Annotated in this window: 17 protein-coding genes (1 of these 17 only partly in view); 4 read left to right on the forward strand and 13 right to left on the reverse strand. The window is 64.3% G+C overall.

What is annotated here, in order from left to right; genetic code table 11:
- Positions 1–86: 86 nt before the first annotated feature.
- Positions 87–1,475 carry an AAA family ATPase gene (locus ACRAQ3_RS20185; RefSeq protein WP_432257134.1) on the forward strand — a complete coding sequence of 463 codons (1,389 nt, stop codon included), beginning with the start codon at positions 87–89 and terminating at the stop codon, positions 1,473–1,475.
- Between the two features lie 142 nt (positions 1,476–1,617).
- Positions 1,618–2,679, forward strand: a complete 1,062-nt coding sequence (locus tag ACRAQ3_RS20190; RefSeq protein WP_432257135.1) for a ParB/RepB/Spo0J family partition protein — start codon at positions 1,618–1,620, stop codon at positions 2,677–2,679.
- Positions 2,680–2,831: 152 nt separating this feature from the next.
- Here ACRAQ3_RS20190 and ACRAQ3_RS20195 read toward each other — a convergent pair whose 3' ends face one another.
- The 4 genes from ACRAQ3_RS20195 to ACRAQ3_RS20210 are packed head-to-tail and all read right to left on the reverse strand — an operon-like array spanning position 2,832 to position 7,075.
- A complete protein-coding gene (locus tag ACRAQ3_RS20195) occupies positions 2,832–3,500 on the reverse strand; it encodes an ABC transporter ATP-binding protein (RefSeq protein WP_432257136.1) in 669 nt (222 codons plus the stop codon).
- An 11-nt stretch (positions 3,501–3,511) separates the two neighbouring features.
- On the reverse strand, positions 3,512–4,906 hold the full coding sequence (locus ACRAQ3_RS20200) for a sugar transporter (RefSeq protein ID WP_432257137.1): 1,395 nt from the start codon (positions 4,904–4,906) through the stop codon (positions 3,512–3,514).
- Between the two features lie 35 nt (positions 4,907–4,941).
- Complete coding sequence (locus ACRAQ3_RS20205) at positions 4,942–5,919, reverse strand: glycosyltransferase (RefSeq protein WP_432257138.1); 978 nt, start codon at positions 5,917–5,919, stop codon at positions 4,942–4,944.
- 4 nt (positions 5,920–5,923) lie between these two features.
- Positions 5,924–7,075, reverse strand: coding sequence for a UDP-galactopyranose/dTDP-fucopyranose mutase family protein (locus ACRAQ3_RS20210; protein ID WP_432257139.1), 1,152 nt, complete (start codon positions 7,073–7,075; stop codon positions 5,924–5,926).
- Between the two features lie 384 nt (positions 7,076–7,459).
- Between ACRAQ3_RS20210 and ACRAQ3_RS20215 the strand changes: the two genes are divergently transcribed.
- Positions 7,460–8,560 (forward strand): calcium-binding protein, encoded by a 1,101-nt coding sequence (locus ACRAQ3_RS20215; protein WP_432257140.1) that lies wholly within the window; start codon positions 7,460–7,462, stop codon positions 8,558–8,560.
- 7 nt (positions 8,561–8,567) lie between these two features.
- Here ACRAQ3_RS20215 and ACRAQ3_RS20220 read toward each other — a convergent pair whose 3' ends face one another.
- The gene (locus ACRAQ3_RS20220; RefSeq protein WP_432257141.1) at positions 8,568–10,835 is read right to left on the reverse strand and encodes a calcium-binding protein; all 2,268 of its coding nucleotides are present in this window, start codon (positions 10,833–10,835) and stop codon (positions 8,568–8,570) included.
- 285 nt (positions 10,836–11,120) lie between these two features.
- Here ACRAQ3_RS20220 and ACRAQ3_RS20225 point away from each other — a divergent pair, with 285 nt between their 5' ends.
- Positions 11,121–12,287, forward strand: a complete 1,167-nt coding sequence (locus ACRAQ3_RS20225; RefSeq protein ID WP_432257142.1) for a nucleotide sugar dehydrogenase — start codon at positions 11,121–11,123, stop codon at positions 12,285–12,287.
- A gap of 62 nt (positions 12,288–12,349) precedes the next feature.
- On the opposite strand, the gene ACRAQ3_RS20230 is transcribed toward ACRAQ3_RS20225, so the two are convergent.
- The 8 genes from ACRAQ3_RS20230 to ACRAQ3_RS20265 form a co-directional block, all read right to left on the reverse strand.
- On the reverse strand, positions 12,350–13,585 hold the full coding sequence (locus tag ACRAQ3_RS20230) for a hypothetical protein (protein WP_432257143.1): 1,236 nt from the start codon (positions 13,583–13,585) through the stop codon (positions 12,350–12,352).
- Positions 13,586–13,665: 80 nt separating this feature from the next.
- Positions 13,666–15,513, reverse strand: coding sequence for a glycosyl transferase (locus tag ACRAQ3_RS20235; RefSeq protein WP_432257144.1), 1,848 nt, complete (start codon positions 15,511–15,513; stop codon positions 13,666–13,668).
- 71 nt (positions 15,514–15,584) lie between these two features.
- Positions 15,585–16,376, reverse strand: coding sequence for an ABC transporter permease (locus ACRAQ3_RS20240; protein ID WP_432257145.1), 792 nt, complete (start codon positions 16,374–16,376; stop codon positions 15,585–15,587).
- Positions 16,377–16,413: 37 nt separating this feature from the next.
- Complete coding sequence (locus ACRAQ3_RS20245) at positions 16,414–17,421, reverse strand: hypothetical protein (protein WP_432257146.1); 1,008 nt, start codon at positions 17,419–17,421, stop codon at positions 16,414–16,416.
- Between the two features lie 111 nt (positions 17,422–17,532).
- Positions 17,533–19,230, reverse strand: a complete 1,698-nt coding sequence (locus ACRAQ3_RS20250; RefSeq protein ID WP_432257147.1) for a M10 family metallopeptidase C-terminal domain-containing protein — start codon at positions 19,228–19,230, stop codon at positions 17,533–17,535.
- A 182-nt stretch (positions 19,231–19,412) separates the two neighbouring features.
- Positions 19,413–21,233 carry a M10 family metallopeptidase gene (locus tag ACRAQ3_RS20255; protein WP_432257148.1) on the reverse strand — a complete coding sequence of 607 codons (1,821 nt, stop codon included), beginning with the start codon at positions 21,231–21,233 and terminating at the stop codon, positions 19,413–19,415.
- Between the two features lie 275 nt (positions 21,234–21,508).
- On the reverse strand, positions 21,509–22,195 hold the full coding sequence (locus tag ACRAQ3_RS20260; protein WP_432257149.1) for a hypothetical protein: 687 nt from the start codon (positions 22,193–22,195) through the stop codon (positions 21,509–21,511).
- A 35-nt stretch (positions 22,196–22,230) separates the two neighbouring features.
- Positions 22,231–22,500, reverse strand: the 3' end of a protein-coding gene (locus tag ACRAQ3_RS20265; protein ID WP_085897750.1) for a replication initiator protein A. Its footprint extends 795 nt past the window's final position; 270 of the gene's 1,065 nt are visible here — the last part of the coding sequence; its start codon lies off the right edge, out of view — the gene reads right to left on this strand; its stop codon occupies positions 22,231–22,233.

Below are 22,500 nucleotides of genomic sequence, written 5' to 3' on the forward strand. Positions count from 1 at the left end.
GAATTTGCACAGTCCCCACTCTTTCCTTTCATGTATCATGTTTCCCGCTATCCATGGGAAAACACCGCACATCAGGGGGGACACCCATGAGCCGCGATCCGCTGCCACCTTATTTCAGCATCGACCCGGATACCGCCCTTGCCGAGTTGGACGCCCCCACCGACAGCCACGGCTTCGCCACCATCGCGCAGGCCTGCGCGCGAGGCCGCTCCGACCTCGCTTCGCGGGGGCTGCGTGAGGATGGCGCGCGTCACCTCCGCCCCTTCTCAACATGGGAGATCACCCGCTACCTGATCCCCGTTGCGCCTGCGCATTTCCGACGCGTGCTCAGAGCCAACCCGGATCTGCCGCAGGGCCGCTCCGAAACCGAGGGCGGGGCAAAGTGGTTCACACTCGACGAGGTGCTGCGACTGCGCGCGCATTTCGGAGCCGAGGGGTCGAAGGCAAAACCCTATCTGCCCTACCGGCCCGAGGGCCTGCCTGCGAAGATGGTCGCGGTGGCCAACTTCAAGGGCGGTGTCGGTAAGACCTCGACTGCGGCGCATCTGGCAATGTCGGCGGCGCTCGACGGCTACAAGGTGCTGGTTCTCGACCTTGACAGCCAAGGCTCGATGACCTCGATCTTCGGCGGCAAGGTCGCCGACGAATGGCAGAGCGTCTACCCGCTGATCGCGCGTCACTACGCCGAGCATCTTGAGGCCGAGAACGCACATCGTGCGTCGCGCGGCGAAGCGCCCCACCCGGTCGACGACACTCTGACCGAGGCCTTGGGCATCAGTGCCAGCGACCTCGTGCAGACCACCCACTGGCCCAACATCGACCTGATCGGCGCGCAGCTGAACCTCTATTGGGCCGAGTTCCAGATCCCGGTCTGGCGCATGGCGGCGCGCGGCTGGAAGTTGTGGGACGCGCTAAGCGAGGTACTGGAGCACGACGGGCTGCTCGACGCCTACGACCTTATCTTCATCGACACGCCCCCGGCGCTCGGCTACCTGACCATCAACGGACTGGCGGCGGCCGACATCCTGTTGGTGCCAATGGGCGCGTCCTTCCTCGAATTCGATTCCACCGGCCGCTTCTTTGACATGCTGCACACCACCTTCGCCTCGATCGAGGAGGGCGAAAACGTCGCCGCACGGGCCTTGGGCCGCGACGAGACGGCCTTCCAATGGGACGCGGTGCGCACCGTCATCACCCGCTACGACGGCGGCCAGCAAAGCGAACTGGCGGCGCTGATGCAGGCCTATCTGGGCCGCACCATGAGTCCGCACCGACAGGATTTTACGGCGCTGATCGGTCAGGCGGGCGAGCAGGTGCAGGGCATTTATGAGGCCGATTATCGCGACTTCAACCGCGAGACCTATGCCCGCGGCCGCGAGACCTTCGACGAGACCTATGCCGCCTTTAAGAAGTTGCTGTTGGGCGTTTGGCGCCGCGAGGAGTTGGAGGCGCAGGGCGCGCAGGCGGCGCAGTGACATCGCCCTGCCCCGCCACATGTTTCGCACGCGAAACAGTCAGCAATGTTGACCGTTTCGCGCGCGAAACACCGGTCGCCCTCTTCATCTCTACGAAACTCGACGCCCGCATCCTGACGCGACCCCAGCAAGGAGCCTGAGCATGGCCAAACGCAAGCGCCTCTCCCCGCCCCGTCTCGACATCGCACCCGAGGCTGCGCCGGAGACGAAATCCGCCTTTCCGAGCTATCCGCTCGGTGTCGCCCCGACCCGGAACATGCCGATCGCCTCGGTGGCGCGGGAGGCTGCAGGCAGCGCTGCGCTTGATGAGATTGGCCGCACGCTGAGCGAGGCACGTGAGGAAGGGCGGTTGATCCAGTGGCTGCCGCTCGAGGAGATCGACGAAAGCTACCTCGTGCGCGACCGGATCGAGACCTACGAGGAGGAGATGCAGGCGCTGGTCGACAGCCTGCGCGAGCGCGGCCAGCAGACCGCGATCGAGGTGGCCGATTTGGGCGAGGGCGCAAAACCCCGCTGGGGGCTGATCTCGGGCTGGCGGCGGCTGACGGCGCTGCGCCGGATCGCGACAGAGGAAGGCACGCCGGGTCGAGTGCTGGCGATTCCACGTTCGCCGCGAAACGCCGCCGAGGCCTATCGGGCCATGGTCGAGGAAAACGAGATCCGGGTTGGGCTGAGCCATTACGAGCGGGCGCGCATCGTGGCCCGCGCCGCTGATGCCGGCGTCTACGCGGATGACACGGAGGCGCTGCGCGCCCTGTTCGGCGCCGCGACCCGTTCACGCCGCTCGAAAATCGGCAGCTTCGTGCGGATCGTGCGCTCGCTCGACGCGGCGCTGCGCTTTCCGACGCAGATCGGCGAGCGCGCCGGGCTGGCGCTGGTGCGCGCACTCGACGACGATCCCGAACTGACCGAGCGGCTGCGTGCGCGGCTCGCGGCGGCACCCGCGGATGCCGAGGCCGAAGCCGCGCTGCTGGCCGAGGCGATTGACGAGACTATTGTCAAAGCCGAGGTGCAAGCGCCCGTTGATACGCCCGCCCCTGCCCCGGCGCGGCGCAGCGTGCCGCGCGCGACAGCGGTCGAGCTGCGGCCCGGCTTGAGCTGCCGAGAGACCTCTGCGGGGCTCCTGCTGTCGGGCGAACTCCTCGAACAGGACGGCATGCGTGACCGCATCCTTGCGCTGCTGCGCGAGGGAATAAGTCTCTAACAAGGGGGCAAGATGGCGTTTCGCGCGAAACGGTCAGCAATGGCAACCGTTTTGCGATGTCTCTTGGCACTGTTCCAAAGCCACAAAAAGGTCATGACGCCTGACCGTTTCGCGCGCGAAACACTTGACTGCGGAACGAGGCTGCGCGGCCCCTAATCCTCCTCGTCTGAGCCCATGTTCTCTTGGTGCCGGGCGATCGCCGCTTCGACATCATCGAAATAGATGAGCTTGCCGTTCTCAAGTACCACACCCGCCTGACACAGCTTGCGGACCTGACCCATGGAGTGCGTCACCACCACCGCGCCCGCGTGCTTCATCCGCTCGAGAAAGACCAGCCGGCTCTTACGCTTGAAATCGGCGTCGCCGACGCTGGTCACCTCATCGACCAGATAGGTATCAAAAGGGATGCCGATCGAAACTCCGAAGGCGAGCCGAGACATCATCCCGGCCGAATAGGTGCGCACTGGTGAGTGAAAATGCGGACCGAGTTCTGCGAAATCCTCAACGAACTCCAAGAGCTCCTGCGTCTCGACGCCGTAGATGCGCGCCACGAAACGCGTGTTCTGCGCCCCGGTCATGTCACGGTGAAAGCTGCCACGGAAGCCGACCGGCCAGGATACGGTGCCGGTCTTGACGATGCGACCGCTACTGGGCTGGATCGTGCCGCCGATCATCCCCATCAATGTCGACTTGCCCGCGCCGTTGCGCGCCAGCAGCGCCACCGACACACCGGAGGGAAAGGTGACCGAGGCGTCGTCGATCACCACCTTGCGCCCCCAGCGGGTGTGGAAGCTCTTGCTCAGGTTCTCCAGCCGGATCACCGCGACGGGCCTCAGTTGCGGTCGCGCAGCGAGTAGTAGACAAGGCTGCTGATCGCCCAGGCGAGGAAGCCGAACAGCGCCACGATGCCGATCAGCATCTCACGCTGCGGGAATTGCGAGCGCTCTGCCAGCGTCGGGCGGATATAGGTGGCGAGATAGCGGCTTTGGCGCTCGGCCTCGGCCTGCGCCGCGTCATAGGCAGCGAGCGCCGCGGTATAGGCGGTCTCGGCGAACTCACGTTCGACGCTGAGCCGCTCGAACTCGGAGATGGTCGTGGCGTAGTTCTCGCCCGCGGGCCCCTGCCCGTCCGCGCCGAACTTCTCGCGCTCCTGCGCGATGCGGGCCCGGATCACCTCGATCCGACGCTGCGCCTGCGTGGCGCGCGGGTCGCCCTCGCCAACGCTGTCGCCCAGAAGATCGAGATCGATCAGCGCCGCAGCGAGTTGCGCCTGCAACGTGTTCAACAGACCCATCTGGCCTTGGATATCGGCCGAGGGATCGACGATCTGATTGGCGACGCGAAACGCCGTCAGCGCCTCACGCGCCTCCTTGAGCCGCTCCTGCGCCTGTTCGAGATCGGCGCGGGCGTAGCGGGTCGCGTCCTCGCGCGCCACCGCCGACAGCTCGTTCACCGTCTCGCTGCTCTCAAGATAAATCTCCTGCGCGATGGCCTGCGCTTCTTGGGGATCGAAGGCCAGCACCCGCATCTCGATCAGACCGGAGCCGCTGTCATAAGAGATCCGCAGCATCCGCTCCCAGTAATCAACTAGATCCTCGATCGTGCCATCGGGGTCGAAGGAGAGCAGCGGGTCCACCTCATGGTGCCGCGAATAAAGAGCGCGCAGGTCGAGCTTGTCATCGATCTCGCGAACGATCTCTTGGCTACGGATGTATTCGTAAAGGATCTCGGCGTCGTTGTTGGCGCCTCCGCCCAGTGTCGAGCCGAGACCCCCAAGCAGGTCCGAGGCGCTGGAGACATCTTCGCTGCGCACGGTAAAGCCCAGCGTCGAAGCATATTGGTCGACAGCGCGAGTATAGAGATACCAACTCGCGGCGCCGACCGGGGCCAGCACCATCAGCCCGAAGGACAGGACCAGACCCCAATGCCGCCTGCGCACCTTGGCGGGGCGGGCGAGGGGGCGCACCACCACCGGTTCAGCATCAGCCTCAGCGCGGGCCTTCTCGGCCTCGCGACGGGCCTGACGCGCTTCGCGGCGCAACTCGCGCTTGGTCTTGGGGCCGCCGGGCTGGGGCGCGGGGCCTTCGTTCCCGTCGAGCGCCGGGTTCCCCCGCAGGGAGGGGACAGCCCGCAGGCGCTTGCGCCCGCGCGGACCCATCACCTCGCCTTCGGAAGCGTCCGGGGCGGCATCGGGAGCATCGGTCGATCGGGTCCGGGGAGGGGCCATACCGGCTTAACCTTCTGATCTGGCTGCGGGGCAACCTAGCCTTTTGCCGCAGATTGTTCCAGTGAGACGGCAGCATGCACCGCCTCGTTACGCCCCGAGCGTCCACGCAGCCCGTCGCGCAGCCCGGCCCGCAGCATGCGCCGATAGAGGCCGCGCTCGGCCGCCGGATAACGGCGCGAGCGACGGGTCCAGGTTAGCACGTAGAACCCTACCGCGAAGGGCCACAACACCGGGCCAGTGGCGAGGCGGCAAACCTCGATGTTGTTGCGCGCGAGGTAGTAGATCTTCCAGATCGGGCGCAGCGCCATGTCAGTGCCGAGGCTGCCGCAGGCATGCTCGAAACGCACATTAGGGTCGAGCAGCAACCGCATGCCAGCACGACGCAGCCGCAGCGAATAGCTTACGTCGTCGCCATAGATGAACATGCCGCCATCGGGCAGGCCGACCCGCTCCAGCGCCGCGCGCGACAAAAAGAAGCCTACGAAGCTCGCCACGTCGACCGGCTGCGGCGCGGTGCCTCGGATCTCGGCATCGGTGAGGTGAAAGGCATGGGTGCCCCCGCGCAGCGTCGCCCAGAGCACCTTGCGGTCCCAGAACGGGTTGCGGGTAGGCCGGTTCATCTCGCAGACCGCGCCATCGGGCAGGAACACCGCCGCCGCCACCGCGCCGGTGCCCTCGGACAGGGCGGGCAACGTCTCGCCGCGAAACGCCGCGATGGCGCCGGGCTGGGGCCGCGCGTCGTCGTCCATCAGAACAGTCCAGTCCGGGTCGAACCGGGCGCTAGCCTCGCGCAGCCCCATCTCGAAGCCGCCGGCACCACCGATATTGCTCTCCGGGCGCAGCACCACAAGCCGCGGATCGTCCTGTCCCCCGAGCCAGTCCGACGTGCCGTCGGTCGAACCGTTCTCGACCACGATCACGTGGTCGAGCGGTTCGGCCAGAAGCCGTGACAGGGTCTCCTTCAAAGCGTCGAGCCGGTTGTATGTGACGACGACGGCCGCAATGCGTGTCATGGGATCAACTCGGATCGGCGACAAAGGCTGGCATCGGCTGTGCTTCGGCGCGCGCCGAGAGGAAGGCCTCGGCGGTGGTCATCGCCTCGCGGATTGTCACGTCCATGTCGAGGTAGCGATAGGTGCCCAGACGGCCCACGAAGGTCACTCCGGTCTCGGCGCGGGCGCGCTCAACGTAATCCGAGAGCAGCGCCTTCTCCTCAACGAGGCGGATCGGATAATAGGGAATATCGTCGGGCCCGCAGGCGCGCGAGGTTTCGCGATAGAGCACCGAGCCCTCATGCTCTTCCCAAGGGCTGAAATGTTTGTGCTCGGTGATCCGGGTCTGCGGCACGTCGGCATCGCCGTAATTCATCACCGCGCAGCCCTGCCAGTCGCCCATGGCGCGGAACTGCTCGAAATCGAGTGTGCGGTAACCGAGCCGGCCGAGATCGTATCCGTAGAAGCCATCGAGCGGGCCGGACCAGAACACGTGATCCCACTGATCAGCCTGTGCAGGGTCGAAACGCGTCTCGAGCTGTACGGTGATGCCCGGATGATCGAGGATGCGCTCGACCATCGCGGTGTAGCCTTCCTCGGGCATGCCCTGGAAGCGATGGAAGAAGTAGTTGTCGTCGTAGTTGAAACGCACCGGCAGCCGCTTGAGGATCGAGGCGGGCAGCTCGGTCGGCGAACAGCCCCACTGTTTCTCGGTATAGCCCTTGAAAAAGGCCTCGTAGAGATCGCGTCCGACGAAGGCGAGCGCCTGCTCCTCGAAGCTCTGCGGATCGGTGATGGACTTGTCGGCCTGTTCGGCGATGAAGGCGCGCGCCTCGTCGGGGCGCATCGTCTTGCCGTAGAACTGGTTGATCGTGTGTAGGTTGATCGGCAGCGAGAAGACCTGCCCCTGCGTGGTCGATTTCACGCGGTTCTTGTAGGGCAGGAAATTGGCGAAGCGATTGACGTAGTCCCAGACGCCCTCGTCATCGGTGTGGAAGATATGCGGTCCGTAGACATGCACCATAACGCCGGTCTCGGCGTCGCGGGCGGTGTGGCAGTTGCCGGCGACATGCGACCGCGCGTCCATCACGGTGACATCGTGCCCGGCCTCGGCCAGCCTGCGCCCGATTACGGCGCCCGAAAGCCCCGCGCCCACCATCAAAACCCTGTCGCCCATGCGTCTCGTTCTCCTAACCGGCCCGAAGGCGCTTTAACGGGAAAAGCGCCGCGCGACTAGGAGCCAGATCGCGGCCCCGCCTTGCATCATGCGGTTTTCGGCCGGTTGGAGAGGCGAATGCGTCAAGCCTCCCTACAGGAACACTGACCGCCTCGTTTTCGCGTTTGCGTATTCAACCCTCTCGAAAGGGCCGGCGATGGATGAAGTCCTCGTTTTAGAAGCCGACAACGGCATCGCTCGGCATGCGTTCGATTTCTGACCCGGACATGTTGCTTGCCCATCCCAGATGGACAGGAAACTACCATTTTGCACGGAAAACAGAGGGATTTGAGGGTGGGATGAAATACTCAGGGACGCAGCTTCCATTTCGCCCCAAGGTTACAGATGCCGACATATCGCTCTCCCGCCTTCCTTCTGTCCTTCAACGAACAGCTCATCGGGACGGGCGAACTCAAGCTCAGCTTGCCGACGAGCAGCTTTGCCTACGAGCTGAGCGGATCCTGGCTCGGGCCATTTCCCGAGGTTCTGGTTCCAACGGACGTGACGCCCACCGCGATCTCCTTCGAGGGTGAATCGCTGGCGCATTATGCCGATATGGGCACATGGGCCTATCTTGGCGATATCAGCTGGGGCGCCGGGCGCGAGACACGGATTTTGCTGCTGGAACTGGGCTACGAAACCGCGGGCGAAGGTGTGGACATCATGGTCCCGATCAGCGGCGACGTGATGCCGGATCTCGGTCGTGGCGGCATCGACCTGCTCGACGAGCTGCTGTGGGTCACGGATTACAACTTCGACGGCACGATCCGGAAGGGCCCGCTGGCCGAAGGGCGGGAAATCGATGCTGCCGATCTCTTCGTCGACGCGACGCGCGGCCGGGTGCGGCAGGGCGATGACGGGGCCGACAAGCTCCTTGGCAATCGTCGTGACGACCTGCTGATCGGCCAGAACGGCAACGATCTGCTCAAGGGCAAGGGCGGTGCCGACACGATGCTGGCCGGCGATGGTAATGACCGTCTCTTGGGCGGCAAGGGCAATGACGTGCTGTCGGGCTGGACCGGACGCGATGTCCTGTCGGGGCAGGGGGGTGACGACCTGATCTTCGGCGGCAATGGCCGCGACCGTATCAAGGGCCAGAACGGCAATGACGAGATCTGGGCCGAAGGCGGCAACGATCGGCTTATCGGCGGCCGTGGCGACGACCATCTCAACGGTGGTGGCGGCTCCGATGACTTCCTCTTCGGCAAGAAGCATGGCGACGACACGATCTTCGATTTCGACACGGCGGAGGACCGGCTCGTACTCGATGACAAGCTCTGGCGCGCCACGCTCGACGCCGAGACGGTGGTCGAACGGTTTGCCGAGGCCACCAAGGCCGGCACGCTTTTCGACTTCGGGCGCAAGGGTTCGGTCCTGCTTGAGGACGTATCGATGAACACGTTGGCTGACCGGACGGCCCTGATCGAAGCGATCGAGATCGCCTGAGGCGTCTTCAGAGAAACTCGATCTGGTCGATCAAGCTGGCGGGGCGCGCCACATCCTCGACCCTGAGGCTTTCGCCCCCGCCGAAATCGAACACCGTGTCGACGCCCCGTTTCTCCGCGAAGCGCCCGACCACTTGGTTCGGCGAGAGATCGCCGCGCCATAGATCCGCATCGAGGAGGATCCGGTCGCGATCCTGCAAGTCGATGATCCGATCTCGACCCGTCTCGAACACGAAGCGATCCGACCCGCCGCCGCCGCTCAACCGATCTGCCCCGGTACCACCGCGCAGCTCATCCGCCCCCTTGCCGCCGAACAGCTGATCCGCACCGCGCCCACCGATCAATTCGTCATCGCCAGCACCACCGGCGAGGTGGTCGTTACCGGCCCCTCCCGCGAGCCGGTCCGCATCTGCCCCGCCGCCAAGTGCGTCCTCCCCCGCGCCGCCCGACAGACGGTCCGCGCCGCCTTTCCCTTTGAGCTGATCTGCACTGGCTCCGCCGAACAACCTGTCGGGCCCGGAACCACCATTGAGCCGGTCGGCACCGTCCTGTCCCTTGAGCAGGTCCGCGCCGGAGCCGCCCAGAAGCCTGTCAGGGCCTTCGCCCCCCAGCAGACGATCATCACCGCCACGGCCCAGGAGCCTGTCGGCTCCGCCACCACCCCAAAGACGGTCGTCGCCGCCTTTCCCATCAAGCCGATCATCCCCCGCACCGCCGCGCAGGCGAGCCGTGCCGGCCCCGTCATCCGGCTCGGACGGGGCGGTTTCTTCCCGTTTCGCTTCGGCTTCAGCCTCGGCACGGGCCCTTTCAGCCTCGGTCACGCTGCGCGGCGGCTTCAGTGGTATCTCAGGGGCGGGCCCAGCCTCGCCCGCTATCGCAACCAGCGGCAGATGCGTGCCGCCGATCAGTTCCGCTGTGGTCATTAGAGCTGGATCCGGGGCTGGGCCGTTTGCACCCTGCAGCAGCAGCGTTTCGCTGCCGTAGCCGAGCCGCAGCACCGCGCCCTCGACCCGCATCTCCAGCTGCGAAACGTCCCGCAGCATCGGCCAGGCCGAGAGGTCGAGCCGGTCAATCCCCTGTTCGAAATCGATGATCCTGTCGGTCCGGCCATCGGCATCGAGCACGAAGATATCCGAACCCGCCCCGCCCCAAAGCCTGTCGCTACCGCCGCCATCGCGCAAGATGTCGTCTCCCGCGCCGCCGGAGAGCGTTTCATCCGCAGCGCTCCCCAGTTGCAGGGTTCCGCCGCGCAGGTTCAGCCGAAGACGTGTCACGCCGGGTTCGCTGGCAGAGGCGGCGAAAATGTCGATGCCGTCGCCCGCGCCCCGCACCGCGAGCGCCGAGATATCAGCGAGACCCGACGCGACGCCATCGGCCAGATGCGCCAGTGCCACCAGGTGCCCACCCGGTAGCAGCTCATGCACCGACACGCCGTCATCCGCGCCGCCCGACACCACGAAGCCACGCCCGCGATGGGTGAGGGTGGCGAGCGCCGTGACACCGTCAAAACGGCTGTCGCGATCGTCGATCAGGTGATCAGTAACGGTCAGGCCGCCATCTGTGCCGATCCGCATCACGCTAAGCGAGCCACTGCCGGCGGCGCCGAGAACGAGATAGCGTTCCTGACCGAGGATCAGGCTCTCCATCGCGGTGGGAGCCGAGACCCACAGCCCAGCCTCGGTGCCGATCTCGGAGCGGGTTGTGAGCGCCCCGTCACGCCTGATCGAAAAGCTGGTGAGCACGGGGGCAGAGCCGTCGGTGGCGGTAAAGAGCAGGCTCCGGCCACCGATCCTGGCCGAGGCCAGCGCCGTGATGGTTTCCAGGTGGGTCGCCGAACTGTCTAAGGCGATGCCAGAGGACAAGGCTACACCGCTATCGGAGAGGCGTAGATGGGCGATGGCGGAGCGACCCGACAACCCGCCATAGAGCACCTGTCCGCCCCCCGGCAGCGACACCATCTCCAGATTCACCGGTGCCGAGAGACCCCATGTCGAAGCAGCCAGCGCCCGACCTGCACCGATCGCCCCTGCATCCGATATCAGGTGCAGACGTGCTGCGCCGGGACCGGTAGCGAGCAGCGCCGGGCCCGAAGCAAGATCGAGCAGCGCCAGATTGGAAACGGCTCCGGCTTGACTCGCGCTGTCCATTTCGAGCCCGTGGCGGGCATCGATACCGCGCCCCGTGATGCCCCAGCTTTGGATCCGACCACCGTCAGCGGTGATGGAATGGAGCGACCCGGTCTCCGCATCCGCCATCAGCGCGGTGATGCGCGGCATCGCTGCATCCCCAGCGCTGCGGCCGCGCGCCGTGAACTCCAAATTAGCCATATCGCCTCCACCCCCAGAAGGTCGAAGACAACCGTGGCCTCGCTTCCCGCCTGCGAGCGGACCGGAGCAAGGCAGGGCAGGGGCTCTTGCGCCGCTTTAGGCTCGAATGCTCCGTAACTGCTTCGGCCCTCGGGCGGTCGCTTCCCTCCCGCCGCGAAACCTGAGAAGAGCAGGCACAACGGACACGCACCCGCCAATGTCGAGACAACGGGCCGCCAGAGAAAGGGATGTCTCATGAGGATCGCAGTTGCAGGGCTTGGTTATGTCGGCCTGTCGAACGCGGCGCTGCTGGCACGCCATCATCCGGTGATTGCCGTGGACATCTCGGAATGGCGCGTTCGGATGGTCAACGAGCGCGAGGCGCCAATCGTCGATGCCGAACTGGAGCGTTGCTTTGCCGAGGACAGGCTCGAGCTCAGTGCCACGGTGGATGCCAGCGAGGCCTATGCCCAATCCGACTGGGTGATCGTCGCGACGCCGACCAATTACGACCCCGTAACCAATGCCTTCGACACTTCCTCGGTCGAGGCAGTGATCGCGCAGGTTCTGGCCGCTTCGAGCAGCGCGGTGATCGTGGTGAAATCAACGATACCGGTGGGGTTCGTGCGCGAGATGCGCGCGCGCTTCGCCACCGACCGGATCATCTTTTCGCCCGAATTCCTTCGCGAGGGAAAGGCCCTGCACGACAACCTGCACCCTTCGCGCATCGTCGTCGGTGAACGTTCCGACCGCGGCCGCGCTTTTGCCGACCTACTGGCGGAAGCGGCACTGGAGCCGGACGTGCCGGTGTTGCTCACCGACCCGGACGAGGCCGAAGCGATCAAGCTCTTCGCCAACACCTACCTCGCCATGCGCGTGGCCTATTTCAACGAACTCGACAGCTACGCGATGAGCCGCGGCATGGACAGTCGCCAGATCATCGAGGGGGTGGGGCACGATCCGCGCATCGGCGCGCATTACAACAACCCGTCCTTCGGCTATGGCGGCTACTGTCTGCCCAAGGACACCAAGCAACTTCTGGCGAACTACAGCGACGTGCCCCAGAGCCTGATCCGCGCCATCGTCGACGCCAACGCCACCCGCAAAGACTTCCTCGCCGACCAGATCCTCGCACGCCGCCCGGCGCGGGTCGGGGTCTACCGGCTAGTGATGAAGTCGGGCTCCGACAATTTCCGCGATAGCTCGATCCAGGGGATCATGAAGCGGATCAAGGCCAAGGGCATCCCGGTGACGCTCTACGAGCCCGAGCTCGCCGCCGACAGCTTCTTCAATTCACCCGTGGAGCGCGACCTTGTCGCATTCAAACGAGACTGTGACCTGATCCTCGCCAACCGCCATGCTCCCGAACTCGACGACGTAGCCGAGAAGATTTTCACGCGCGACCTGTTCGGCAACGACTAAGTATTCGCTGGTCCTTTCGGATCAGTGGAACAGCGACATGGGCCCAACCGGGCCCGCGATCCTTAGGACAGGCGGCGGCGTAGCGGCCTGAGCTTACGACGCACTCCTTCGGGCAGGCGGTGGGCAAGTTGGGACATCGTCGAGGCGGGCTTCCCGATGGCTTTAACCTTGGAACGGGGGCCCTTGTCGTGTCCTCTCTTGCCTTTGCCCGCCTTCTTGCGCCCTGCGCTTTGCAGGGCCTGCGGACGCATACCCTTGACCATTGTTTCGGGATCATACTGGATCATGCGGGCGAACATTTCGCCGGTACCTTGAAGCATCCGCAAGGACGGAGCATCAAAATAGGCCTCCGGTGCGATCGGCTGCGGCGTATCGGTGGCACGGGCCGGGGCCGAAGCAAGGGCTCGTGATAGTGGACCTGATGCCGAGTCCTGACCAAAGAAATCCCGGTCTACGATTGCTGCGTCTTCACAATAGGCTTCGACGACGCGGTGGGCCAGATCGGCATGTAGCCTAGGCTTTTCAGCGTTCTCGGGCCGCGGCAGGGCCGACAGCAAGATTGCCATGTTCCAGCCGAAAGTGTGCCGCGCATTGCGTATCGCGAGATTTGATTTCGTCTCCTCTCGGAGGACGGTATGAATTTTACGCAGGGCTGCCAGATCCGAAAGCGTTAGGCTCTCATTGGCAAGAGGCACAGGATCGAACGTGAAATCCTGTCCCTCAAATACAAAGTCGAGAAAATCGGTGACCACGTCGCCATCACGCAGCCTTGATCGCACCATCGGGCGCAACGTATAGGCCTCTCCAAATGTATCGCGCCAGCTCTGGAAACGCGGCGCGAAATGAAGAAACTTCTTTTCTAGAAAGCGCTCGAACAGCGTGTCCATGTCACCGATGTGACCGCCTTGCTTGGTGCGCTCGGCAAAAGCCGACACCAGCCGATCGGCATGGGGCCGGACATAGGAAATGAAGCGCATCCGGCCCTTCCAAGGAGACAGATGGCGGTCGATCATCTTGTCGAGCGCACGCGGGTCGACGAATTCGAAGGCTTCGGCCGAGACGACTGCCGTATCTGCCCGACTTTTCTTGAGCTTGCGCGCGAGTTCCGCAAAACGTTTGTCGGCGAATTTGGCCTCCTGACTGCGATGCAATGAGGAGGCTAGCGGAATGTGATTGGCCTGAGCAGGATAGATCAAAGTCCGGTGCGGCGAAGCGACGCTAGCAGAGGCCAAGGTGCGCTGGATCGACGTGGTTCCCGTCTTGCAGTCACCCAGATGAAATACGATCTCGCCTACCATGAAATCCTGCCTCGGTTATCGTTTGGCGCCTTCTTACGCGGTCGCCTGATGTGGGGAAAGTCGGATGCAAGGGCTCCGCATTACTCTGCGGCAGCTCTGGTTGCCGTGTCGGCAGGCACAAAACGCGCTTCCCAGAAGGGACGGGTAGCCATCTCGGCGTAGCCCTTGCGATGCGCGTCGCGCAGTTCTGGGTAAGCGCGGCGCCAGCGCAATGCCAAAGCGGTTGCACGGTGCAGGATGCGCATGAAGCGGGCTTTGTCATGCCGCACCTCGTAGCCTCGCCGGCCTGTACCATCGTAGAACCGTGCCGCACGCTGACCCCAAATCGGCCAGATCAATCCGCGCTGGCGCGCCGGAATCGCCGTCTCACCGCCCAAGCGGGGCCAGAACGGGATCAGGTGACCGTTCAGCGTGAACTTCATCAGCTGGGTTTTGATCGCGCCGGGACGAGCCGGCTCGCCCGGGCCCTGCGGCGGCACCTCGCGCCAGGCCTCGTCGCGCGCCAGCGCCGAGATCTGCGGCCGGCGCACCGACATGTCAGCATTCTCGGCGAAGAAGCCGGGGCCGCGTATCACGTCTTCCCACGCCTCAAGCTGCGCCTCGGCGCTATCGTAATGCATGCGGATCACAGAGCGTAGGATGAAGCGCATCGCGACCTTGATCGTGCCCATCGGCCCGATTTCGAGACCGGGATGCACGAGATGCTGGTGCAGATGGTTGCGCAAGTCGAGATAGAGGGTGAGCGGACTTTCTTTGGCGGAGAAATCCTCCTGAAACGACACCACGCCGCTCAGCGTCACCGTGTCGAATTCATGCGCGAGGCTAAATGAGATGTCGTCGCCGCGCACGAAGAAGGGGAAGGGATAGGCACGCGTCTCGGCGACGGGGAAAGCGAAGAACCACCAGCCGGCGTAGAAGCCTGGCGGCTTGGGCCGCGCAGCGGCGAGCTCCATCTCGGCCACCTCCTCGGGCTCGCGCAGGTCGGTGCCGACGAATTGCGGGCGGCAGACCTGATGGAAGACCGAGCCGTTTTCCCACATGCGCCACTTGCAGGCCTCGGACACCATGGCGCCTGACACAGCGGCGCGGTCGGAGCGGGCGAGACGCAGGAAGGCGATGGTCCGTGTTAGGTTCTCCATCTGAAACGAGGCGTCGTCATCCATGAACAGGCAATGGGAAAATCCGCCATCCTGCGCCAGCGCTAACCCGCGGGCGAACCCGCCGGCGCCGCCGAGATTGGGGTTCTCGATCCGGCTGACATGCGGATGGCTCGGGACCGTCGCGGTGCCGCCATTGTCGATCACGTGCAGATGCACTCGCGCGCCTAGGCGCTCGCTCTCGCGGTCAAGAAAGGCGGCCATGCGCGCGGCGGTCGCCGCCACCTCGGCCTCGCGGCGGAAGGTGGTGATAGCGACAGCGAGTGAGACGTCTCGCGCGGCTCGAGTGTCGGTGGCGAGATAGGCGCCGCCGGTCAGCACCGCCTTCTCCTGCGCCACCAGTCGCAACTTCAGCAGGCCGTCCATCTCCTGCAGGCCGGTCCCGGGCGTACCAGCGAGCGCTTGGGTCAGGTCGACCAAGATGCCTTCGGGTGCGAGGGTCACCAGCGTCTCAACCAGTATCTCGGCATCACCCGCCACGCGCTCTCGCGTGACCTGCAGCGCCACCAGCCCTTTGCCCCCGAGCCGCAGCGCCAACCCCCCGAGATGACAGGCACGGGTCCAGATCCCAAGGTTGAATAGCGTCATGTAGCCATCGAACTCGGCGGTACCGCCTTCGAGAAGGTGCATTCTCCCTGTGTCGAGATCGAGCGACACGCCGCTGTCACGATGCAGGTAAAGCTCGCTCTCGCCGCAGATCGCAGGATCGGGCAGCGTCAGGTTCTGCAGCAGGATGGGGGCAGGGCGGTCCTGTTCGACAAAGGAGGGCATACTGGGTGTCCGGCTGTCGGGGAAGGGCTGGGGAGGTGTATGCGGAGCGGGGCGCGTCGAGGCAAGGCGTCTCAATTTTCTAAGACGAGCTTGTGATGGCGGCGCAAGAACACGAGGCCAAGAAGGATCAGCATGGCGCTGAGCCCGTAACCATAGCTAAGCGAAACGTAGGAGGCTTCGTAGGTCGAGTAGAAACCGCGCCGCATCTCGCCCACCGCGTGGAGGATCGGGTTCCACCACAGGATCTCTTGGGCGAATTCAGGCATGTCCTCGTAAAGGAAGAAGACGCCGGAAGCGAGGAACAGCGGCGCGGTGACGATGCTCCAAAGATTTCTCCAGATCGGTACCAAACCGTTGAGAAGGCAATTAATCAAGCCGACCCCGAGCCCGATACAAGAGCTCATCAAGACCGCGTTGAGAATGTGTCCGATATCGAGTACGGCGCGCGTATCGACGAACGATAGGATGCCAGTGAATACAATGCAGCCTACGGTGACCTTGGTCAGCACCGCGAGGACCAGCCGCGCGAAGATCGTGTCGATCCAAGTGACACGAGGGTAGGCCAGAAGTGATTTCGAGAAGCGCAGCGCGTTCGAAACCTTGTTTTCGATCTCGCCATAGCTGCTGAAAGGCAGGAAGCCGGTTGCGTAGAACAGAATGAAGCTGGTGCCGAGAGAAGGCGCACGCAGCACGGCGGAGAAAGCAATCGACATGATTGCGAGCGCTCCAATCGGCTGAAGGATGGCCCAGACATAGCCACCCGGGGAGCGGCCATAGGTCGTGCCCATCTCGCGCAGCACCAGCGCGATGATGGCGCGGATCGCTTGGAAACGCGGCGGCTTGAAAGCGGGAAGCGAGCTCATGGCCTGTCCTTCGACTGGATCTTGGGCGAGCGTGGTTTCAGTTCCTGTCCGCCATAGCGGCCGCTTCCTCGGCCCGGATCAGAGCCATCGCCCGCACGAAATCAGCCACGTAATCCTGCATCACCAAGTAGCCCTCCGAAGGCAACCGCATTTTGGCCAGCGGCGCGTCGGGGGCTGGCAGCGGGTCGAGGAACAGGGTCTCGCGCTCGAAGTATCGCGCGGCCACCGCCATATTGCCTGCCGCGTAGAGATCGAGGATGCGCAGCCGGGTGTCGGGATCCATCAACAGGTTGCTCTGGCGTCCGTGCTGCTTCCTGCGCGTCTTATCAACTTGGGCGCAGGCGCGCTCGAAGAACTTGCGCTGCGTCGGTGGCACCTCATCAAGAGGCAGTACCCGCATGAACTCCGACATCGCGGGCGACATCGAGGTATTGGTGTGCGGCGCCGGCGCCAAGGTCGCGCGCTCGGTGAGGCCGATCGTATCGCAGAAAGCAGCGACGGGGCCGTCGGGCATCTGTGCCTTGTCGAAGGCGTAGACCAGTACGTTGTCGCGGCCGAACAGTTCCTCGACATGCCGCAGATAGGCATCGTAATGAATCCAGAAGAACTCCTCGCGCCGCGCCAGAAACTCAGGGAAGGTCAGATGCGCAAGGCTCGGGTTCCACTGCCACTTTACGTTCTGCAGGTACCAGCTTTCGAGCCAGAGATCTTGGCGGCGTAGGGCGAAGACGATCTTCACCTCGAAATGCTCGCGGAACCGCGCCAAGACCGACAGGTCTCGGCGCATGCAGATGTCCTCGTCGCTGAGCACCACGGAATGCAGCTCGTGCGCCTTGCTGTCAGCGCGCGCGGTGATGTCGGCGGCGACCTCGGCGACCTGCGCCTCTCCCGAAAAGAGCCGGTTCATCAGGGCGACGTGGCGGCCGGCATTGTAGGGGTGGAAATAGCCCAAGCGCTGAAGCTTGACGAAATTCGTCTGCAGGAACTTCTGGACCGAGGTCGTGGCCGTGCGATGCGCCCCGATATGGATGTAGAGTGTTCTCATGGATGCCGACTGCCGCTGAAACCCTTTGGCCCCCTCCTTGCATGACAGGGCCTCGGGGTCCAGCGGCGCGGCCCCGGCGTCGCGCTCGTGAGCGGAACGCCGGGGCTCGTCTTACACGATGACGAAGCTCTCGGCGGTGAGCTCGGTGCCGGCGAGATCCGCGAGCAGCAGCCGGTTGCCGTCGCCGAAGTTCAGCATCAGGTCACCCTCGGGGGTGTCGCGGGCAAGATCCGCCGCCGCCTCGGCGCTCAGGTCCGCCATCAGCGCGGCGTCGAGCTCGATCAGATCCTCTCCCACGACGAAATCGCCCACGGTATCGGTGCCGTAGCCGAGACCCAGCACGAAGACATCGGCACCCGCGCCACCGAACAACTCGTCGAAGGCTTCGCCGCCATCGAGGCGATCGTCGCCTTCGCCGCCCTCAAGAAGGTCCAGCCCGGCGCCGCCAAAGAGCTGGTCGTCGCCCAAACCGCCCTCGATAGTGTCACCAGCCTCGCCGCCATCGAGCAGGTCGTTCCCGGCATCGCCCCTGAGCACGTCGCTCTGGTCGCCGCCATAGAGCGCGTCATGGCCGCCGCCGCCGATCAGCGTGTCGCGGCCGGTGTCGCCCACAAGCACGTCCCGGCCGCCCTGGCCCTTCAGCAGGTCGTCATGCGTGCCGCCATTCAGTACATCCTGGCCGCCGCCGCCGAAAAGCCGGTCCTTGCCCGCCTCGCCCCAGAGCTCGTCCCCGCCGCGCTGGCCCTTCAGAAGGTCGTCATGCTCGCCGCCATTCAGCACGTCCTGGCCGCCGCCGCCGAAAAGCCGGTCCTTGCCCGCGTCGCCCCAAAGCTCGTCATTGCCGTTCAGGCCCTTGAGAATGTCGTCGCGGCCGCCGCCCCAGATCGCGTTTCCGGCGTCGTTGCCGATGATCTTGTCTATGCCGTCGCCCGACACGAAATCCTCGATCAGCGTGTCCTCGGCGATCAGCATGTTGTTCTTGAAGCTCAGCACGCTCGAGATGCGACCGGGCCGCAGATCGACGGTCTGGTGCAGGCCGGTATGGCTGAAGTCGATCCGATCGTGGCCGCTGGCGTCCTCGATATAGAGCGTGATCGGCTGCAGGTCGTAGGCATCCGATTTCTTGTAATTAGCCATGCCGCGGAACATGTCGCCGAGATAGTTGTCGAGTTCGGAGCCGATGCCCCAGATGGTATCGCCATCGGCATAGTGATCCTTGGGCGCGCCCCAGAGCTCGCGGATCGCCAGCAGGTCGGCCTCCATCGGCATCACGTTGGAGGCACGGCTGGCGTTGATGTTCGGGTTCTCGTCCTGGCCGAGATAGGACATCACCGAGAGCTGCCAGCTGTCATTCTTGAAGATGGCGTCCTTGTAATCCGCGCTGGCATTGTAGGGGCCAGTATGGCCGAGACCGAGCACGTGGCCGATTTCGTGCATGTATGTGCGGAAGGTGTAGCTATCGACGCCGCTGCCGTATTTCTCGACCCAGCCGGAGGAGACGTTGATCGTGGCCTTGGTGATCGTGCCGTCGCCATTGGCTTCCGTCTCGGCATGGGCGCCGCTGCGATGATCCACGAAGGTCAGACTGGCACCGCGATTGACCAGCTTGAACTCGACGTCGGCGACGGACTCCCAAGCGTTCATCGCCCATTTTGCGAGTTGCTTCCCCTCGGCATTCAGACCCCCGATGTCGACCTTGATCGGGCCGCGGGCATCGGGGTCGAAGAAGGTATAGGGGATCTTCGTGCTCTCATTGTAACCGCCGAGAAGGTAGTCGGCGATGTCTTGGGCTTTGGCATTGCGAGGCAAGGGACGCTCCTGAAAGGATGTGTGGCTCGGGCCCACATCTCCCTTGAGCGCGGCCCCGCGGGGTCATCGCACAATTAGGTGGCGAAAAAACGGCAGCCTTGCTCGACAAGCGCGTATCGCGGCCTAACTGTGGCGGTTAGGCCGCTAGCTCTCCGAGGCGTGCTCGCCCCGGAGGTTCGTCCTCAGGCGATGATGAAGCTCTCGGCCGAGAGGGTTTCGCCGCCAAGACCTTCGAACATCAGGCGCCCGTTTTCTCCGAAGTTCAGAACCAGCTTGTCCTCGGCATTGGTGCGGGCCATCTGCGCCGCGCCCTGCGCGGTAAGGCCCGCCATCAGGTCGGCATGCAGTTCCACCCGGTCCTGGCCGATCGCGAAATCGTTGATCGTGTCGGTGCCATAGCCTGCGGCGAAGACGAAGATGTCCGCCCCGGCTCCGCCAGTCAGCGCATCGGGCGCCAGCCCGCCGTCGAGGCGGTCTTGCCCGGCATCGCCGAAGAGCCGGTCCATGCCATCGCCGCCCCAAAGACTGTCATTGCCGCGCTGCCCCCGGAGCAGGTCGCCGATGGCGCCGCCGGACAGGCTGTCGGCACCGCCGCCGCCCATCAGCCGATCGCTTCCGGCATCGCCCTCGAGCCGGTCTTGTCCGGCATGACCGAACAGTCGATCAGCACCATCGCCGCCCATGAGCCGATCATTACCGGCCTGACCTTTCAGCAGATCACCTTGTCCGCCCCCGGACAGCCTGTCACTTCCGCCGCCTCCGAATAGTTTGTCAGTGCCGTCCTCGCCCCAGAGCTTGTCACGGCCGACCTGCCCCTTGAGAAGGTCGGCCTGATCGCCGCCTCGTATCCGGTCGTTGCCGGCATTCCCGAGAAGCTTGTCCGCACCGGCATCGCCCCAAAGCCTGTCACGACCGGCTTGGCCCTTCAGTAGATCGTCGTGCTCGCCACCGCGAAGCCTGTCGGCCCCGGAACCACCAAGGAGCTTGTCCTTGCCCGCCTCGCCCCAGAGTTTGTCATTGCCACCGCGCCCCTTGAGCATGTCGTCGCGTCCGCCGCCCCAGATCCCGTTGGCCACGGCATTCCCCGAAATTTTGTCGATGCCATTGCCAGAGACGAAATCCTCGATCAGCGTATCTTCGGAAAACAACAAGTTGTTGCGTTGTTCGCCCAGCACGCTGGAGACAGAGCCGGGACGCAGATCAACGGTCTGGTGCAGCCCCGCATGGCTGAAGTCGATCCGGTCGTGGCCGCCGTGGTCCTCGATGTAGAAGGTGATCGGCTGCAAGTCATAGGCATCCGAGTTCTTATGGTTGCCCATGCCGCGGAACATGTCGCCCAAGTAGTTGTCGAGCTTCGAACCGATGCCCCACACGGTGTCGCCATCGGCATAGTGCTCTTCCGGCGCGCCCCAGATCTCGCGGATCGCGATCAGGTCGGCCTGCATGGGCATCACGTTTGCGCCGCGGCTGGCATCGATGTTCGGGTTCTCGTCTTGGCCGAGATAGGACATCACCGACAGTTGCCAGCTGTCATTCTTGAAGATCGCGTCGTCATAATCGGCATTGCCGTTATAGGGGCCGGCATGGCCGAGCCCGAGCACGTGTCCGACCTCATGCAAATAGGTGCGGAAGCTGAAGCTATCGACACCGGCGCCGTACTTGTCGATCCAGTTAGACGAGACGTTGATTTTGGCCTCGGTGATGGTGCCGTCAGCATTAGCCTTGGTCTCGGCATGGGCGCCGCTTCGGTGATCCACAAAGGTCAGATCAGCGTCGTTCCGGACCACCTTGAATTCGACATCCGCAACAGACTCCCAAGCATCCATCGCCCATCTGGCGAGTTGTTTTCCTTCAGCATTGAGACCGCCGATATCGGCCTTGATTGGACCGCGGGCATTGGGGTCGAAGTAGGTGTAGGGGATGTTCGTACTGTCGTTGTAACCGCCAGCAAGATAGTCGGCGATGTCATGAGGGGTCGCTTCGCGAGGCAAGAGGCTCTCCATGAGGCTTGGGAAATTTCGGCCGCAGCCTCAGGGGCCGCCAGCAGCGGGCGACCTTCTTTCACAATCAGGCGGCGAAAACATGACGAAACTGAAGAGATGCGCGTGTTCCCGCTCAAGTTGAGGGAACAAGGAAACCATTCCTGCATCTATGTTCGTCGCAGTCCTGCCGATCTTCTTGATCTAGACAGCTACTAACCAGGAGAATTTTCCGAAAACCACCAGTGGGATGGATTAAATTACGCCCAATTTGGATGCCTTTTCAGGCTTTTGCGCGTTCAGTTTGTTTCTGAAGCAAACGAAAGCACGAATGGGCCGCTACGCGCTCCGATCTTCAGGAGGCGCCAAGTCGTGGCACTGTCGTCATAACTCAGTTCGACCGAAAGCCGCGAGATGCCCAGCGGCTCCAGATAGCCCGGACCCTCGATCACACGGTAACTGGCTTGGCAGGTGACCCCGCCTGCGTCGCGGCGCTCCTCTTGGGTGTCAAGCAGGCCGATCCGGCGGCCGTCATAGATGCGCAGGTCAGTAGGGCAGCCATTCGCCTCCATAAGCTGGCCGAAGGCGCTCACCGGGTCGTTCACCGGGCCGCTGACGGCGCCCGCCGTAGTGAGGGACGTGCGTTCCTCCTGCGGCGCAAGCGAGACCTCGCGCAGCTGCCCGGCTTCGGTGGTCATCGTCAGGTCGCGCGACTTGCGGGTGGAGCGGGTGCGGCCAGAATGGCGGGCCAGGGCGCCGGAAGTGACGGTGCGGCCGGCATAGCTGCCGTCGAATACGCCAAGCGGCGTGCTGTCGAGGAGCAGCGTCAGATCGCGGGTGCTGCCTGAGACCGCATGGGTGATCCGGCCGAGCCGGCTGCCGCCGAGCATGACTTCGAAGGCGTCCTGCCCTGCCGAGGCGGGCAGGGGCGCAAGCAGGCCGAGCGCGAGGCCGAGGCCGGCAAGGGAGCAAAGGGACAGACGCATGAAGAATCCTCAGAACGGCGGGCGCAGGAGAGGGGTCAGATCAAGCGGTCGCGCCGGTTGCGGCAGAAGCCCAGAAAGGCGGCAGCGGCATCGCGCGGGGACTCGGTCACCCAGTCACGCCATTCGCGCTCGACCGCGGCGATGTCGATGCCGGGCAGGAGGGCGCGGGCCTCGTCGCGGACCGCCTCGGACAGCGGCGGCAGGGCCGGGTTCTCGATCTCGGGCGTCACCGTGCCGCGATTGCGGAATACCACCATGTCGCTCTCGTCGTCATAGGCGACGTGGTAGTCTGGCAGGTGATCGCT

Origin of the sequence: Limimaricola sp. AA108-03, from assembly GCF_050847355.1 — a bacterium.
In the GTDB taxonomy this organism is placed as follows: domain Bacteria; phylum Pseudomonadota; class Alphaproteobacteria; order Rhodobacterales; family Rhodobacteraceae; genus Limimaricola.

Excerpts from the sequence above, each read along its gene's own strand:
- ACRAQ3_RS20185 (WP_432257134.1), top strand. The coding sequence starts at position 87 with ATGAGCCGCGATCCGCTGCCACCTTATTTCAGCATCGACCCGGATACC.
- ACRAQ3_RS20190 (WP_432257135.1), top strand. The coding sequence starts at position 1,618 with ATGGCCAAACGCAAGCGCCTCTCCCCGCCCCGTCTCGACATCGCACCC.
- ACRAQ3_RS20200 (WP_432257137.1), bottom strand. The coding sequence starts at position 4,906 with ATGGCCCCTCCCCGGACCCGATCGACCGATGCTCCCGATGCCGCCCCG.
- ACRAQ3_RS20205 (WP_432257138.1), bottom strand. The coding sequence starts at position 5,919 with ATGACACGCATTGCGGCCGTCGTCGTCACATACAACCGGCTCGACGCT.
- ACRAQ3_RS20210 (WP_432257139.1), bottom strand. The coding sequence starts at position 7,075 with ATGGGCGACAGGGTTTTGATGGTGGGCGCGGGGCTTTCGGGCGCCGTA.
- ACRAQ3_RS20215 (WP_432257140.1), top strand. The coding sequence starts at position 7,460 with ATGCCGACATATCGCTCTCCCGCCTTCCTTCTGTCCTTCAACGAACAG.
- ACRAQ3_RS20220 (WP_432257141.1), bottom strand. The coding sequence starts at position 10,835 with ATGCCGCGCATCACCGCGCTGATGGCGGATGCGGAGACCGGGTCGCTC.
- ACRAQ3_RS20225 (WP_432257142.1), top strand. The coding sequence starts at position 11,121 with ATGAGGATCGCAGTTGCAGGGCTTGGTTATGTCGGCCTGTCGAACGCG.
- ACRAQ3_RS20230 (WP_432257143.1), bottom strand. The coding sequence starts at position 13,585 with ATGGTAGGCGAGATCGTATTTCATCTGGGTGACTGCAAGACGGGAACC.
- ACRAQ3_RS20235 (WP_432257144.1), bottom strand. The coding sequence starts at position 15,513 with ATGCCCTCCTTTGTCGAACAGGACCGCCCTGCCCCCATCCTGCTGCAG.
- ACRAQ3_RS20240 (WP_432257145.1), bottom strand. The coding sequence starts at position 16,376 with ATGAGCTCGCTTCCCGCTTTCAAGCCGCCGCGTTTCCAAGCGATCCGC.
- ACRAQ3_RS20245 (WP_432257146.1), bottom strand. The coding sequence starts at position 17,421 with ATGAGAACACTCTACATCCATATCGGGGCGCATCGCACGGCCACGACC.
- ACRAQ3_RS20255 (WP_432257148.1), bottom strand. The coding sequence starts at position 21,233 with ATGGAGAGCCTCTTGCCTCGCGAAGCGACCCCTCATGACATCGCCGAC.
- ACRAQ3_RS20260 (WP_432257149.1), bottom strand. The coding sequence starts at position 22,195 with ATGCGTCTGTCCCTTTGCTCCCTTGCCGGCCTCGGCCTCGCGCTCGGC.